This window comes from Longimicrobium sp. (assembly GCF_036388275.1).
GTDB lineage: Bacteria > Gemmatimonadota > Gemmatimonadetes > Longimicrobiales > Longimicrobiaceae > Longimicrobium.
Genome location: NZ_DASVSF010000059.1, coordinates 73855 through 88612 on the forward strand (window position 1 = coordinate 73855; position 14758 = coordinate 88612).

Here is a 14758-nt window from a genome sequence, read left to right on the forward strand (position 1 = left end):
GCGGTCAGCCGGGGATCAGCAGCGGATCGCCGGGACCGGCAAGATGTGGCGCGGGCGGGGCGCCGAGGAGCGCCGCGGCGCGCACCGCGATCACCTCCATCTGCGATTCGCGCTCCTGGGCCCAGCCCGGCAGGCGGAGCGCGTTCCAGGCCAGCGCGCCGCCTCCCATCATCGAAAGCATCACGGGGCCCAGCATCTCCTCCGCCAGCGCGCCGCTGACGTAGAGCACGACGACCGTGACCAGCGCCATCATCAAGCTGACGGTGCCCATGCGGTTGAGCGCCACGCCGTTGGACTTGGTGGTCGCCAGCCGCAGCCGGTAGCCCGTGGGGGTGGGCTCCACGAATGCGTTCAGGTTGCCGTTGGTCCACTCGCGCACCTCGCCGCGCGACCCGGTTCGCCCCTTTGCGCCAAAGGTCTCGCGCAGGTCGGCGACCAGCATCTCCCACTCGCGGTCCGTGGGTGCGCGCGGCAGGTCTACCGTGCGGCCCACCGCAACCGGCATCCCCAGCTCGCTGCGGCGCAGCGCCCCGCGTCGCAGGTCCACCGCGGCGGCTGCCTGGGCCACGCGCTCCGGCGCCAGCCCCACCTCGCCCCCGATGGACTGCAGTTCCGCCAGGGTGAACCCGTTCACCGGTGCCAGCGCGGTGCCTCCGGTGGCATTCCGGGCCTCGGCGGCGATGCGGAAGATCTCCGCGACCTCCTCCTCCCCATACGTTCGCTCGTCGGGCATGTTCTCAGTCTTGGGCGGGTGGACCTCGCGGCCGTGCATGGCCGTCGAATCATGGGGCACGCGTCCGGCGTCGTCAAACCGGCGCAGGCTCGGCCTACGCTCGTACGAGACGAGCGCGGAAGAAGATTCCGCGTGGGGCTGATCCGCGGCCACTTTCCTGCAGGAGTCCGGCCGATCCAGTGGTACCACCTCTTCACGCCGTGTCCAGGCCGGCCGACTTGTCCGACATCCAATCCGCCCCTCGCGCATCCCAGGTGAGAGGCGCCGCGCAGGGGATCATGCGGGCGCTGGCCCGTTTCGTCCGCGCTCGTTGGAAGCGCCTTCTCAGGTTGTTCGCGTTGGTGGGCCTGCCGCTGGCCATCTTCGGCACGCTGGCCGAGGACGTGTGGGACGACGGCGGGCTGGCCTGGGACACCCCGATCCTGCACTGGGCGCGTACCCAGCACACCCCAGGGCGCGATGCCGCGATGGCATTCATCAGCGACATCGGTCACGCGTACGGGGTGCTTCCCCTGGCGGCCGTGATCTTCATCGCGCTGCTGGTGGTGCGCCGCCGCGGCAACGCGCTGTTCTTCGCCGTGGCCATGATCGGAGCGGGCGCGCTGAACCAGGGCGCCAAGCTGTTCTTTCGCCGCGACCGCCCGGATTTGTGGCTATCACCGTCGCCGGCGCCGGAGAACACCTACAGCTTTCCCAGCGGGCACGCGATGGGGAGCATGGCGCTCGTCGCCGCGCTGGCAGTGCTCGCGTGGCCCACGCGGTGGCGCTGGTGGGCCATCATCGTGGGGGGCGCGTTCACCTTTCTGGTGGGGTTCTCGCGCGTCTACCTGGGCGTCCACTATCCTTCTGACGTGGCGGCCGGATGGTGCGCGTCGCTGGGATGGGTGCTGGGGGTCAGCCAGATCGCGTACGGCCGGGCAGGGAAGCCGTCGCCCCGCGCCACCCCCGCCGCCGCCGGCCCCGACCCAGTGGAGGAGCCGAACCTTCGGGCGGGCCCCGCCGGGGGCGACTGAAGTCGCGGCAACCACGGCCCGAAGTCCGCCTTCGCGGACTGCTCGCGTAGTCGAGCGCGCGAGGCATGCCGAAGCGCGATCGGATTCTCCCCTCTCCCGCTTGCGGGAGAGGGGTCGGGGGAGAGGGCAGCCGAGGCATGCGCCGGCCCGTTTAGAAACGCTCCGAAGTCGCGGCCCCTGCCCGGGTGACCGCTGCCGCGCCCAGGCTGTTGCGTGCCCAATGTTAGATCCTTCGCCCCACGAAGCACGGTGCGCGGGATGGTTCAGCGCGCCTGGGGCTCAGGATGACAGGTCGTAGTGCGGCACAGAGTGAGGGCGCGCACCGGGCTGGCTCCCTTCCCCCGCGCGGTTTGCGGGGGAAGGGCTGGGGATGGGGGGCGCCCACCGCCTGCGCACCACTCAGCCTCACCCGGTATGAAGTTCTCCCCCTCCCCGCATGCGCAGCGTGCGGGGAGGGGTCGGGGGAGGGGCCAGCCGAGGCATGCAAAGAGCCCTATCGAACCTCGCCGTCCAGCTCGCGCGTCATCTCGATCATCGTCGGGCGGAAGCCGGCGCGAGCGAACAGGCGCTGGGCGGACTCGTTCTGTACCGCGGTAAAGAGCACGGCCTGGCGAACGTCCCGAGCCCGGAGCGCCGCCATCGTGGCATCCACCAGCATGCGCCCGATGCCGTGCGCGCGATGGGCGGGATCCACCGCGAGGTCGTGCAGCACGCCGGCCGGCCCGCGCAGCGCCAGGAAGTCGGTTCCCTCGATGGCCGCGTACGTGTAGCCGACCACGTCGCCATCCCGCTCCGCGACCAGGACCACGGCGTCCGGCTCGTCGAGCAGCGCCCCCAGGAATCCAGTGTACACGTTCTCGATGTCCGCTGGCGGCACAATGAAGCGCGCCGCATCGAACTCGTGGTGCACCCGCACTAGGAGCGCACCGAGCCGGCCCAGGGCAGGGACGTCCGCGGGGGTCGCGGGGCGGACGACGGTGGCGGGAACGTCGGATGGCTGCAGGGGACGGACTGCCATCGGGCTACCGCGGCTCCACGCGGTAGCGGAGCCAGAGGACGTCGTCCGCGCGCCGCTCCACGGAGTCGAGCGCGAGCCGGTACCGCGGGGTGTCGTCCTCGGTGAAGTCGAAGAGCGCGGGCGTCCCCATCCGTCCGTCCACCACGGGCGCGAGCAGGACGCTCACCTCATCCACCAGCCCCGCGCGCAGCATCCCGCCGTTGATCTTGCCGCCGCCCTCCAGCATCAGCTTCCGCACGCCGAAGCGCGAGCCGATCTTCTCCAGCGCGAGCGCCAGGTCCACCTCGCGCGCCCCGGCCAGGAGGTACGAGACGCCGCGCTCGCGGAGGAACGCCAGGTACTCATCGGACACGCGCTCCGAGAGGATGGCCACCACGTGGTCACCGTCGATGTCGTTGGTGTCCCACGCCAGGCGCCCGCTGGAATCCACCGCGAACGCGAACGACTCGCGTTCGCCCGGCGCGCGGAAGTCCTCGCGCGGCGCGCCGTCGTGCTCGCGCGCGATCTCGGCGTCGGAACGCGTGCCTTGGGCGAAGTGCGCCTCCATCGTCACGCGGCCGCAGAGCCACGCATCGGGCTCGTAGCTTTCGTGCACCACCTCGTACTGCCGCCGCCCCTCGTCGGATTGCGGCCAGCCGTCGGTGAGAATGCGCCCATCCACCGAGGCCATCATGTGGCAGATCACGCGCGGACGCGATGCCGCCGTGCCCGTCATGAGCCCACCTGCGCCTGCTCGGACGTGCGGAACCAGTCGACGATCGCGGGCATGTTCGCCTCGAATCCGCCGGGGATGAACACGTTCAGCGCCCCCGCGCGGCTGGCGGTGCGGTTCTCGAAATCGTGCGTCACGCCGGCGGGAATGCGCAGAAAGGTGCCCGCGGTGGCGTCCACGTGCTGATCTCCGACGAGAAAGGTCATGGTTCCCTCGATCACGTAGAACAGCTCTTCGTTGGCCTCGTGCGAGTGGGCGCCGGGTCCGGGCCGCCCCGCGTCTACCCACCAGATGGAGACGGAGTATCGGTCGCCGGTTTCCTCGCCATCGGCCAGGAAGACGCTGTTCATGGAGCCGCAGGGATAGTGGCGGCCCTCCCCCGGCGCGAGCACGATGACGCCCGCGGGCAGCGCGTTGGTGATCGACATTTCAGTCTTCCAGTTCGAATGTGGGGACCTCAGCGGTCGACCATCTTTTGCGAGTTCTCGGAGTACCGCGCGCCCTGCACGCTGATGTGGGCCGCGGCGCTCTCGATCTCGCGCAGGTCGTCCGGCGTCAGCTCCACGGACGCGCCTCGCAGGTTCTCTTCTAGGCGATGCAGCTTGGTGGTGCCGGGAATCGGCACGATCCACGGCTTCTGCGCCAGCAGCCAGGCCAGCGCCACCTGCGCGGGCGTGGCCTGCTTCTCCCCCGCGATCCTCGCCAGCAGGTCCACCACCGCCTGGTTCGCCCTGCGGTTCTCCGGAGAGAAGCGCGGGACGGTGTTGCGGAAGTCGCTGCTGTCGAACGTGGTGCTCTCGTCGATCTTTCCCGTGAGGAATCCTCGTCCCAGCGGGCTGAAGGGAACGAAGCCGATGCCCAGCTCCTCCAGCACGGGCAGGATCTCCTCCTCCGGCTCGCGCCACCACAGCGAGTACTCGCTCTGCAGCGCGGTGACGGGCTGAACGGCGTGCGCGCGGCGGATGGTGCGCCCGCCCGCCTCCGACAGGCCGAAGTGCCGCACCTTTCCCTCCGCGATCAACTCCTTAACCGTCCCCGCGACGTCCTCGATGGGCACCTGCGGATCCACCCGGTGCTGGTAGAGCAGGTCGATGGTTTCCACGCGCAGCCGCCGGAGCGAGTCTTCGGTCGTGCGGCGGATGCTCGCGGTCTGGCTGTTGAGCGCGCCGGTCGGCTTGCCGTCGGCGTCGAAGTCGAAGCCGAACTTGGTGGCGATCACCACCTGCTCGCGAAAGGGAGCCAGGGCCTCGCCCACGACATCCTCGTTCGTAAACGGGCCGTAGACCTGCGCCGTGTCGAAGAACGTCACGCCGCGCTCCACCGCCGCGCGGATCAGCGCGATCGCCTGCTGCCTTTCGATCGCGGGACCCATCGCGAAGCTCAGCCCCATGCAGCCCAGGCCCAAGGCGGAAACTTCCAGGCCGCTGCGCCCCAGCGTGCGCGTTTGTATCGCCGTATTTTCTCTGCCCACTGTCTGCTCTCGTTCTCTGTATCAAACGCCTGCTGACGCCGCTTACTGCAGCGGCACGAACGCGAGGCCGTTGTTAGGGTTCATGGGGATCACCAGCTGGTTCGCGCCCGCGTCGTAGCACATGGATGCGGCGCTGGGGATGTTGCGGGCGATGAGCTCGGCGGGGGTGCCCGGGCGGATGCGGGAGACCCCACCCAGCGTGACGCTGCTCAGGTACTTGGTCCCGTCCGACATGATGACGAGGCCGTCGCTCCCCGCCTGCGCCGCGTTCTCCGTCTTCACCAGCCGGCCGGCCGGCGAGAATGTCAGCACCTCGGTGTTGCCCATGTTGGCGACGACCACGTTGCCCTGCGGATCGATCGCAACGCCGTTGGGCTGACGGAGCGGCGCCCCCTGCACGAAGACCGACGCCGTGCCGTCCGGAGCGATCTTCCACACCCGCCACGTGGCCGGGTCCGGGTTGTCGCCGAAATCGCCCGTCTGCGTGGCGTAGACCGCGCCGTCGTCCCCCACCTCGATGTCGTTGAGCCAGGGCGCGCCCTCCACGCGCGTTTCGCCGGCCGGAACCCCGGTGCGCAGATCGAAGCGGCGGATGACGGCGACGCTCGGCTCGTCCGCACGGGTGCCGCCGTCGCGGTCGGCGACGTACAGCATGCCCCGCGCGATGTCGCTGCCGAACGGCTCGTTCAGCACAAGCGCCGGCGCCAACCTGGATCGCTCGGCCGCGCTCTGCACCCCGATCCAGCGGGCGGTGTGCACCGACCCGTCGTGGTTGATGAACGACACCCAGGCGTCATTGGCCCGAACGTTCTGCGGAACGCCGCGGTTCGGAACCACGATCACCCCACGCTCCGCGTCGTACGAGCAGCTCTCGGCGGAGAAGATGGCGCCGAAGACCTTCACGTTGGACGAGATCGCCTCGAACTCCCCCCCGGGCGTGGCGGTGGCCGGGATGCCGAGCGGATTGCCCACGGAATAGGGCCGCAGGCTATCCGGCTGCTGCGCGGCCACCGGGACAGCGAGAAGAAGGCTGATGGCCAGGCCGGCTGCCCGGCCGAGGGAAACTGCTCGCAGCATGGTTGGATCTCCTGGGATGGCGTCGTCACGATTCCGCCGCACAGCGTAGGGTGAGCCCTCCCGCGGCGCAATGTTCGACAACTCCCTCCGTGCGCTACTCCACGTTCGACAGGCGCGCTGAGCCGGCGACCGACGGATAGATACCAAGACGAGCGGCGGTGGGTGGATTCCGAGCCGCCCCCGGCTATCTAATCAGACGTGCGGGTGTGCTCATCCGTGCTCCTCATCCTCGTGAGCCGGTATCATGTCAATAAAATGTCCCCAAACATGCTAAAGAGTGACGTATAGCTCAACGCGGAAACGTTGGATATGAGAGGACATCATAAGGTTCACACTGAGGGATAGCGCCAATGTTCACTTACACAATGAGTACATCGAGACGGTTGATATCAATCTATAACTGTCTTAATATGTGAGAGACCTCATCGGGAGGTTGGTCCGGGCGGCCGTGCCGTCGGACGAAAGATTTCCTTACCTCATTGCCCTCAGGGCACGAAAGGAACACCACAATGAGCGCATCGGCATCGAACGACTATCCCAGCGTCGACTTCCGTGGTGATTGCGGCGAGGCGTCGTCGCGCGGCAACCCGAAGAGCGCCCAGTCTTCGGGAATGCAGCCGTTCCAGGTGGCCACCGTCAACGGAGGCCCCGTCAACAACTGTGTCGTCGGGAACGACGGTGCGAAGATCTATGGGATCACGCTGGCCAAGACGGCAGGCATCTACGACTACCGGATCACCGTCGATGGCCAGGGGCCGAGCGGTATCGGCAGTGGATACTTCCACCTGGCCTTCACGGATGAATCCGGCGACACCTACTTCCTGAAGCTCTACTCGAGCAAGAGGGAGCAGCACACCGTCGATTACAACAGCGGCAAGCCGAACATCGTGAAGATCTGGTGGTCCAACTACGACTTCGACGTCCCCGGGGCGAACGCCGACAAGGCCAACTTCCGGGTCACGAGCCCCGCGGCGGCGGAGTAGTTCCCGCGACAATGGGCTGCCAGCGGGCGGCCGCGCGGAATCCGGGTACGAGAACGACCGCAGCCTCCCGGCTGCGGTCGTTCCGTATCAAGTCACGTCCGCGCGTGATTGCCGCGGACGCGACTTTCACGCACAGCTACGCATCAGCGTTTCGAGTTGCCGATGCAATATGCACAGTTGTCATAGCCGGCATCGTTCGCCGCCTTCTGCGAATCGTACGGCTTGTCGTTCTTCGCTGTGATGATCTCGTTGATCTGGCAGTTCGTCTGCTCGTTGTCGAGATCGTGAACCTCCTTCTTGCTCGGGCTCTTGTTCGCGAGATACCGCTCCCCGTTCATGTTCCCTGTCCATCTTCTGGCCATCTTTCCCTCCAGCGTCGCAGGTAAGCAGGAACTGCTGTCGAATACCTGTCGGTCGCGGGCCGGGATTTTCTCTCAGGAATGCGCGGGAGCGCAGCGATGAACCGCCACACCGCCGCTTGTGCCGCGGAATGAGCGAGGCGATTGGCGGAGCGCGGCATCGCCCCGTAACTTTCGCGTAACCCGGCGGATGGCTCCGCCGCCGGCCAGCTGCCCGCCTTTCGTGAGGCGGATCCATCCCCCGCACCCACGCACGAACATGCGCTCACGTTATCTGGTTGCCCTGCTGCTCCCGCTGCTTGCCGCCTGCCAGCCGCAGACGTCACCCGCGCCGTCGCCCGCGCCCTCCTCAGCGCCCGCGGCCGAACAGGCGGGCGCGCGCGAAACCACGCAGCAGGAGCAGGCGGCGGTGCTCGCGACCATCCAGAGCTTCATGAACGCGCTGCGGGCCAAGGATGTGGCCGCCATGAACCAGCACGTGGACTCGCTCACGCGCCTGACGCTCATCCGGCCGACGCGGGACGGCGGGACGCGCGTGGTGGTGATGACCGGCGCCCAGTTCATCACAGCGGTCACGCAGCCCAACCAGCCCGGGATCGACGAGCCCATCCGCAATCCCGTGGTGCACGTGAGCGGCGACCTGGCCACGGTCTGGGCCGAATACCAGGTGCGGCGCGATACCACCGTCACGCACTGCGGCTTCGACGCCTTTCACCTGGTGCGCAGCGGCGGACGCTGGAAGCTGCTGAACATCAGCGACACCTACCAGGCCGCGGGGTGCGGCCCCGCTTGGCCGAACTGACGCCGTTCCCGGGCCGGGCGCCGCGCAATCCTACAGGGTGCCTGGCCAACCCCGCCGTGATCCCCGCACCCTCGAGGTCTCCCATGCGCTACGCGATCCTGGGCTGCGCAGGCGTGCTCGCCGCCGCCGTTGCCTGTACCCGCGCTATACCACCGGCTCCCGCTCCGGCGGGCGGTGAGACGATTCTCGCGGCCGACGAGGGCGAGCTGTACTACCTGGGCCGGCGCCAGTCTCCGACGCTGATCAAAGTCGATCCGAAGGTTGCCGGGTCCCGCCACCTCTTCATGCTTACGGAGGTGCTGCCCCCGGGGACCGGCGTGCCGGTGCATCGTCACACGCACGACGAGGAGATCCTGTTCATCCACGCGGGAACGGTCACGGTGACGCTGGGCGACCGGCAGAGCGAGGCACGAGCCGGGGCCACGGTGTTCATTCCACCGGATACGTGGATCGGTGTCCAGAACACCGGGAGCGAGCCGGCCACGTTCCTCGCCATCTTCGCGGACCCTTCCACGGGTGACTACTTCCGGGGGATTGGACGCGCCCCGGGTGACTCCAGGCCCCCGCCTACGGCCGAGGAGTTCGCCGCGCTGAATCGCCGTCACCACATGGTGTACCGATGAGCGCCGCCAGCCGCCGATGAATGAGACGCGCCCGGCCACAGACGTGAGCCGGGCGGTTTCTCGCCCGTGAAACCTCCCACGCCAGCGGCGTCCGGCCGGGAGCGCGTTTTGCTCCGAGGCTCGCCGTCACTGAACCCTGGATCCTTTCCATCCAGCCAGACACACACCCAGTCACCACCGGGACGGACGAAATGCTCAAGCGCAGAGGCAGTGCGGTATGGAACGGCACCGGGGCCGAGGGCTCCGGAACGATCAGCACGTTCAGCGGGGCGCTGAAGGACCAGCCGTATTCCACCTCCATGCGGTTCCAGAGCGAGGACGGCCGCGCGGGCACCAACCCGGAGGAGCTGATCGCCGCGGCGCACGCGGCCTGCTTCAACATGGCGCTCAGCTTTCAGCTCACCGGCGCCGGCTTTCCCCCCGAGGAGCTGAGCACGCAGGCGGTTCTGACGATGGAGAGCCAGGGCGTGCACTGGACGATTACCGCCGTGCGCCTGGAGCTCCGCGCCAAGGTTCCGGACATCTCCGCGGAACACTTCCAGGAGCTCGCCCTGGCGGCGAAGGCCGGCTGCCCGGTGTCCAAGGTGCTGAACGCCGAGATCACCCTCGACGCCCAGCTCGCGTCCTGATCGCCGGGACCCGCCCCGCGGGCGAATGAATTCGCTGCAACAAGCACACGAAGTCCACCTTCGTGGACTGCACGCTCTCGTGTGCCCTCGGCTGTGTTGCACGCCCGTCGTCGCGTGCTTGCCGGAGCGCAGACGATAGGATCGGCGCTCCTTCGCGCCGATCCGATCGCTGGTCGCGACCGTTCCCGAGCGGCACACTGGAAACCGCCGCCCGCCGGTTCACCCTAGCTGGAAGACGAGGCGCGCCACTCCGCTGCCCTGCGGTCCATCTCCTTGATGAAGCCGTCCTTGCCATCCACGTACCCGTCCATGCTCCACGGGTAATCCTCCGCCAGCTTCCGCTTCAGCTCACTGTACCTCTGCGCCTCCGCGGGATGGGCGATCATGTAGTCGCGGAACGCCAGGTGGCGCTGCACCTCCCCTGAGCCGGCCTGGAACGCGTGGACCTGGTGCGTCCTGGTTCCATGCTGGTCGTCCTTTCGAAAGTAGCGGCGGCCCGGGATGCCGAACTCGCCCATCACTTCGTAGCCGATCGACCCCATCGCGGAGCTTCGCGCGTCGATCGCCTCCACGTCATCGACCTCCACCAGCAGGTCGATGACGGGCTTGGCGTAGATGTCGGGAATCGCCGTGCTGCCGATGTGGTGGATGGCGACGAGATTCGGACCCAGCGCGGCGGCGATGTGCTTCGCCTCCGCGTCGAACGCATCTCGCCAGCGGGGATCGTGCGGAACGACTTCTATTTTCTTCATGATCCAGGTATCTCGCGTGTAGCTGGTTCGGGCAGCGGCTTGAAACAAGAGCGGGGCGCGCCCTGTTCCGGAACCCACACGACAGCAGGCCAGTCCACGCAGGTGGACTTCGTGTGGTCGTTGCCGCGAATTCATTCGCCCGGGGAGGCCGAGGCCCGGGCTTCCGTGCCGCTGCCGCGCCCAGGCCGGGAAGTGTCCGCGGCTAGATCCCACGGCCCTGCACAGCGTGTACTGCGGGCCGGTGCAGTGCGCCCGGGCCTCTGGATGACAGATTTGTCTTCGCGATGCAAGAGCGCGCAACTCCTGCGCAGCTCGTTTGCGGCAGCGGAGTGAAACAAGTTCGGGCGCGCCCCATTGCAGAGGCCACACGACAGCAGGCCAGTCCACGCAGGTGGACTTCGTGTGGTCGTTGCCGCGAAACCATTCGCCCCAGGAGGCCGAGGCCCGGGTATTTGTGCCGCTGCCGCGCCCAGGCTGGGAAGTGTCCGCGGTTAGATCCCACGGCCCTGCACAGCATGTACTGCGGGCCGGAGCAGTGCGCTCGGGCCTCTGGATGACAGATTGGCTGCGCGATGCAAGAGGCGTGGGATGACGCGGGAAGCCGATTGCAACCGAACGGGCAATGGTCCGGTCTATCGTGAGGTAGCCCGGCAGGCCGATGTCCGGCCGGCGGGCAGAACCTTTCGCGGGACGAATCCCCATGAAGTGCCATTCCGGCCGCCGCGCGGCCCTGCTCATTCTTCTCGTTCTCGCCGGCTGCGCCCCCTCCACGGCACGGACCCGGACGCCGCCCGCGCCGCTGACCGTTGCCGACGTGCTCGAGCGCGTGCGGCGAGCGCAGGGCAGCGCCGCGGCGGGCGTGGTGCTCACGGAAGCGCAGGCCGGCGCCCCGGCAGACACCAGCGTGGCCGCCTTCGGCGCGGGCGGCCGGGTGCGGAGCGGAAACACCCTTGGCTTCGACGGGGAGTTCGCCTTTCAGATCGACCGCACCGGGATGGCAACGCCGGTTCCGCAGCGGCTGCGCGAGAAGCTGGGCATTCCGCTGTGGGTGCGCGGCGGCTGGTGGGCGGAGCGGGAGGCGCCGTTCGAGCGGCGCCTTGCCCCGGAGCTGGCGGACGACTCCACGGTGGCCGTGAGCTTTCGCGCCCGCGGCGGCCTGGTGCCCGCCACCGCGTTCGTGGACCGGCGCACCTGGCGGGTCCGGAGGCTGGTCGTGGAATACGAGCGGGGCCCCTACACCGTGGACTACGACGACTGGCGCCCCGTCGCGGGGCGGCACTACGCGTTCGCGACCCGCACCGCGTACCGCGACACCGCGGAGCACCGGGTGGTGCGCGCCGCGCCGCTCGCCCCGGGCGACTCGGTCCGCTTCATCGTGCCGCCGCTCCCGGCGGACCACGAGTTCGACGCGTCTGTCGCCGCCGCGGTCCCCACGCGCGGCGGGGTTCCGTTCGGCCCCAACTCGCCCGGCCACTACTACGTGCAGCCGGAGATCGACGGGGAGCAGGCGGGGTGGTTCCACTTCGACTCCGGCTCCGACGGCATGCAGATCGACGTGGCCCTGGCGGACCGTCTGGGGATGCCGGTCATCGGGCGCACGCGGTCCATGGGCGCCGACGGGCGGGTGCGCGAGGGCACCCTCCGGCGCGGCAAGACGTTCCGCCTGGGGCGCCTGACCTTTCGCGACCCGGTGTACCTGGCGCTGGACCTGTCCGAGAACAACGCGCCTCCCGGGGAAAAGCGGGCCGGCGTCATCGGCTATCCGGTGTTCGCGCGCGCCGTCGTGGAGTTCGCGCGCGACGGCGAGCACATCGCCCTGTTCGATCCTCGCGGCTACGCCCTGTCCCCCGGCGCGCAGTGGCAGCCCATGAGCTACATCGACCTGACCCCCGCCGTGTACACCCGCATCGAGGGCGGCCGCACGGGGCTGTACCAGCTCGACACGGGACACAGCGGCAGCCTGACGCTTTATGGCCCGTACATCCGCCAGGAGAACCTGCTCCAGGGCCGTGACACGATCGCGGTGACCACGTCGGGAGCGGGCGGCAGCTACCGCGAGCACGTCGGGACGGTGGAATGGATCGAGCTGGGGGGACGCCGCTTCGAAAACGTTCGCGCGGGGTTCCGCCTGGAAGGGCTGAGCCGCGAGGGCGCGGCAGGAAACATCGGGCGGCGGCTGATGGCGCCGTTCACCGCGGTGTTCGACTATCCGCACCGGCGCGTCGCCTTCGTGCCACTGCCCGGCGGCTGACGCGGCCGCACGGGCGTCGATGGCTTCCGGCGGATCAGCCCAGCTCGACCCCCAACCGCAGCGTGCGGCCCGGCTGGGGGAGGCCGCACTGGTCGTAGAGGGCCGCGTCCGTGGCGTTCTCCACGTCCAGCGTCAGCCTGATCCTGGCCACGCGCCCCCACTCGCGCTCCACCCCACCGTCCAGCCGCGTCCCGTCCTTCAGGCGGACCATCCGTTCCTTTTCGGCGTGCAGGCACCACTGCGCGCCCACGTACGACGCGCGGCTCCGGGCGCGCAGGCGCCACGGCAGGTCCAGCCGCGCGTCGAGCCCGGCCCGTGCGGAGGGAATGTTCTCCGGCCGCCGCTGCCCCTGGGGCGCGGTGGGGTCGTGGATGTGCACCCGCTGCAGCATCAGGTCGGCGGAAAGGGAGAGCGCGCGATGGCGGGTGGTGGCGAGCAGCTCCACGCCCGTGCTCTGCATCCGGTCGCGGTTCTCGCGCCGGAACCGCCCGCCGCCCACCGCCGTACGGACGATGGCGTCCGACAGGTGGTGGCGGAACGCGACGCCCTGCACGTCCACGGGCCCGATCGCGGCCGTGACGCCCATCTCCACGCCCAGCAGCCGTTCCGGGCGCAGCCCCGGGTTGGGCTCGAACCGCCCGAGCGATCCCGAGTAGAGCTCGCGGAGCGACGGGATGCGGGCGCGGCTGCTGACGGAGGCGTGAAGGCGCACGGAGCCGCCCGGCCGCGCGCTCACGCCGGCGCGCATTCCCACCGCCCGCAGGGGGCGAAGGGCAGGCTTGTCTCCCGATTCCGGGGTGTCGGCCGCGTCCATCACCGCGCCCCCGGTCAGCTGAACGGCCCCCAGCGCCACCTCGCCCTCGGCGCCCAGGCTCCACAGGCGCTGGCGATACCGCGCGAACGGATCGTCGTCCACGCGCTCGCGGTGCCGGATGTCCGCATGGGTGAACGCGTACCGGAGGGTGGCGTGCGCCCCGGCGGCGTGCTCCGCAGTCGTCCGCAGGGTTACCGTGCCATCCCGCCACCGCTCCCGCGCCTCGACGGCGTCGTACGACAGGTCGCCGTACTGCTCCAGCTCCGTCGCGGCGGCATCCACCCCCACGCTCGCCTCCACCCGCGCCGGCCAGGTGGCCGGGCCGCCCGCGGACAGCGCCAGCAGCGAGCGCGAGGTGGCCGGGTAGCGCCACAGCCGCGGCTCGCGCAGGTGCAGCTCCGGCGGCACGCCGCGCGACCCGCGCAGCACGCTCAGCGAGGCGCCGGCCCACGCGCCCGCGCCGCCCTCCGCCCGCGCGCCGACGTACGCCTGCGCCTGCTCGAAGTCGCTGTTGGCGCGCAGCCCGCCCGCGGCGCCCGAGTCGCTCACGGGGGAGGGGAGCGGCTGCCCCGGCCGCCGCCGCACGCCGGCGGACGACGAGAGCGACACCCTGCCGCCCCCCACCGCCGTCGACACGCCCGCCTGCCCGGAAGCCGACACCCCGCCCGCGTGGTCCGCGCCCATGCGCAGCGTGGGCGGGGCGCCGCCGATGGGAGAGCGCACCTGCACCACGCCGCCGAGGGTGTTGGGGCCGTGCAGCAGCGACGCCAGCCCCCGCACCAGTACCAGCCGCCCTGCCGCGGGGACCAGCGAGGGGTCCGCTCGCCCGTCCCACGTCAGCGAGATGGGGACGCCGTCCATCACCACGGCTACCTGGCGCGACTCGGAGCCGCGCACCGACAGCTCCACCTCGCCGCGCGAGTTCTCGCGCACGCCGACGAATGGAATCCGGCGCAGCGCCTGTGCCAGCGTGGGTGCGGCCGGAAGCGCGAGCGAGTCCGCGTCCGCGACGATCGCGCTGGCGCCGCCCACCACGGAGGCCGCCGCCGGCACGGAAACGACCACCGCCTTCAGCCCGACCGTGCCCACGGTGTCGGGACGCTCCTGGGCCGCCGCGGCGCCTGCGCGAAGCCCGGCGAGCACCGCGGCGATGCGTACCGCGAGCTGGGCGAGCCGGCGCCGGGCGACAAATGCGTGAGGCACGATGGGAACGGAAGCAGGGACGCGGTGCATGCGGCGCAGCGGGGTGAAACGAGAGCTTCGAACGTCGCGTATACCATCGCGCGAATCCCGCGCCAGCGGACGCCGCACGGCCCAACTGTGAGCTCGTTCGCGGCAGTGGAGTGAAACAAGTTTGGGCGCACCCCGTTGTAAAGGCCACACGACAGCAGGCCAGTCCACGAAGGTGGACTTCGTGTGGTCGTTGCCGCGAATTCATTCGCCCGAGGAGGCCTGGGGGCATTCCTGTGAGGGGAGGCCCAGGCCCGGGCCTGGGCCTGGGGGCTCCCGCCAGGGAAGGCC

Annotated in this window: 15 protein-coding genes; 6 read left to right on the top strand and 9 right to left on the bottom strand. The window is 69.7% G+C overall.

What is annotated here, in order from left to right:
• Window positions 1–4: 4 nt before the first annotated feature.
• Window positions 5–733 (bottom strand): hypothetical protein, encoded by a 729-nt coding sequence (locus VF632_RS12225; protein WP_331023175.1) that lies wholly within the window; start codon window positions 731–733, stop codon window positions 5–7.
• Between the two features lie 254 nt (window positions 734–987).
• On the opposite strand from VF632_RS12225, the gene VF632_RS12230 reads away from it, so the two are divergent.
• Window positions 988–1746 (top strand): phosphatase PAP2 family protein, encoded by a 759-nt coding sequence (locus tag VF632_RS12230; RefSeq protein ID WP_331023176.1) that lies wholly within the window; start codon window positions 988–990, stop codon window positions 1744–1746.
• 493 nt (window positions 1747–2239) lie between these two features.
• Here the strand turns inward: VF632_RS12230 and VF632_RS12235 are convergent, their stop codons facing one another.
• From VF632_RS12235 to VF632_RS12255, 5 genes are all read right to left on the bottom strand, one after another.
• Window positions 2240–2764 (bottom strand): GNAT family N-acetyltransferase, encoded by a 525-nt coding sequence (locus VF632_RS12235; protein WP_331023177.1) that lies wholly within the window; start codon window positions 2762–2764, stop codon window positions 2240–2242.
• Between the two features lie 4 nt (window positions 2765–2768).
• Complete coding sequence (locus VF632_RS12240; protein ID WP_331023178.1) at window positions 2769–3479, bottom strand: RibD family protein; 711 nt, start codon at window positions 3477–3479, stop codon at window positions 2769–2771.
• Window positions 3476–3904, bottom strand: coding sequence for a cupin domain-containing protein (locus VF632_RS12245; protein WP_331023179.1), 429 nt, complete (start codon window positions 3902–3904; stop codon window positions 3476–3478). Before VF632_RS12245 ends, VF632_RS12240 begins: the two co-directional genes overlap by 4 nt.
• A gap of 29 nt (window positions 3905–3933) precedes the next feature.
• Complete coding sequence (locus VF632_RS12250) at window positions 3934–4926, bottom strand: aldo/keto reductase (protein ID WP_349263996.1); 993 nt, start codon at window positions 4924–4926, stop codon at window positions 3934–3936.
• Window positions 4927–4989: 63 nt separating this feature from the next.
• Complete coding sequence (locus VF632_RS12255) at window positions 4990–6024, bottom strand: hypothetical protein (protein ID WP_331023181.1); 1035 nt, start codon at window positions 6022–6024, stop codon at window positions 4990–4992.
• Between the two features lie 509 nt (window positions 6025–6533).
• Between VF632_RS12255 and VF632_RS12260 the strand changes: the two genes are divergently transcribed.
• Window positions 6534–7007, top strand: a complete 474-nt coding sequence (locus tag VF632_RS12260; RefSeq protein ID WP_331023182.1) for a hypothetical protein — start codon at window positions 6534–6536, stop codon at window positions 7005–7007.
• A 143-nt stretch (window positions 7008–7150) separates the two neighbouring features.
• Here the strand turns inward: VF632_RS12260 and VF632_RS12265 are convergent, their stop codons facing one another.
• Window positions 7151–7369 (bottom strand): hypothetical protein, encoded by a 219-nt coding sequence (locus VF632_RS12265; RefSeq protein WP_331023183.1) that lies wholly within the window; start codon window positions 7367–7369, stop codon window positions 7151–7153.
• Window positions 7370–7625: 256 nt separating this feature from the next.
• Between VF632_RS12265 and VF632_RS12270 the strand changes: the two genes are divergently transcribed.
• The 3 genes from VF632_RS12270 to VF632_RS12280 all read left to right on the top strand — a co-directional run bounded on the left by VF632_RS12270 (window position 7626) and on the right by VF632_RS12280 (window position 9420).
• Entirely contained in the window at window positions 7626–8168 is a 543-nt protein-coding gene (locus VF632_RS12270) for a nuclear transport factor 2 family protein (RefSeq protein ID WP_331023184.1), read from the top strand.
• A gap of 83 nt (window positions 8169–8251) precedes the next feature.
• Window positions 8252–8791, top strand: a complete 540-nt coding sequence (locus VF632_RS12275) for a cupin domain-containing protein (RefSeq protein WP_331023185.1) — start codon at window positions 8252–8254, stop codon at window positions 8789–8791.
• A 191-nt stretch (window positions 8792–8982) separates the two neighbouring features.
• Window positions 8983–9420, top strand: coding sequence for an OsmC family protein (locus tag VF632_RS12280; RefSeq protein ID WP_331023186.1), 438 nt, complete (start codon window positions 8983–8985; stop codon window positions 9418–9420).
• 224 nt (window positions 9421–9644) lie between these two features.
• Here the strand turns inward: VF632_RS12280 and VF632_RS12285 are convergent, their stop codons facing one another.
• The gene (locus tag VF632_RS12285) at window positions 9645–10172 is read right to left on the bottom strand and encodes a GrpB family protein (protein ID WP_331023187.1); all 528 of its coding nucleotides are present in this window, start codon (window positions 10170–10172) and stop codon (window positions 9645–9647) included.
• Between the two features lie 700 nt (window positions 10173–10872).
• Here VF632_RS12285 and VF632_RS12290 point away from each other — a divergent pair.
• On the top strand, window positions 10873–12423 hold the full coding sequence (locus VF632_RS12290; RefSeq protein ID WP_331023188.1) for a retropepsin-like aspartic protease: 1551 nt from the start codon (window positions 10873–10875) through the stop codon (window positions 12421–12423).
• A 34-nt stretch (window positions 12424–12457) separates the two neighbouring features.
• Here VF632_RS12290 and VF632_RS12295 read toward each other — a convergent pair whose 3' ends face one another.
• On the bottom strand, window positions 12458–14440 hold the full coding sequence (locus VF632_RS12295) for a TonB-dependent receptor plug domain-containing protein (protein WP_331023189.1): 1983 nt from the start codon (window positions 14438–14440) through the stop codon (window positions 12458–12460).
• Between the last annotated feature and the right edge of the window lie 318 nt (window positions 14441–14758).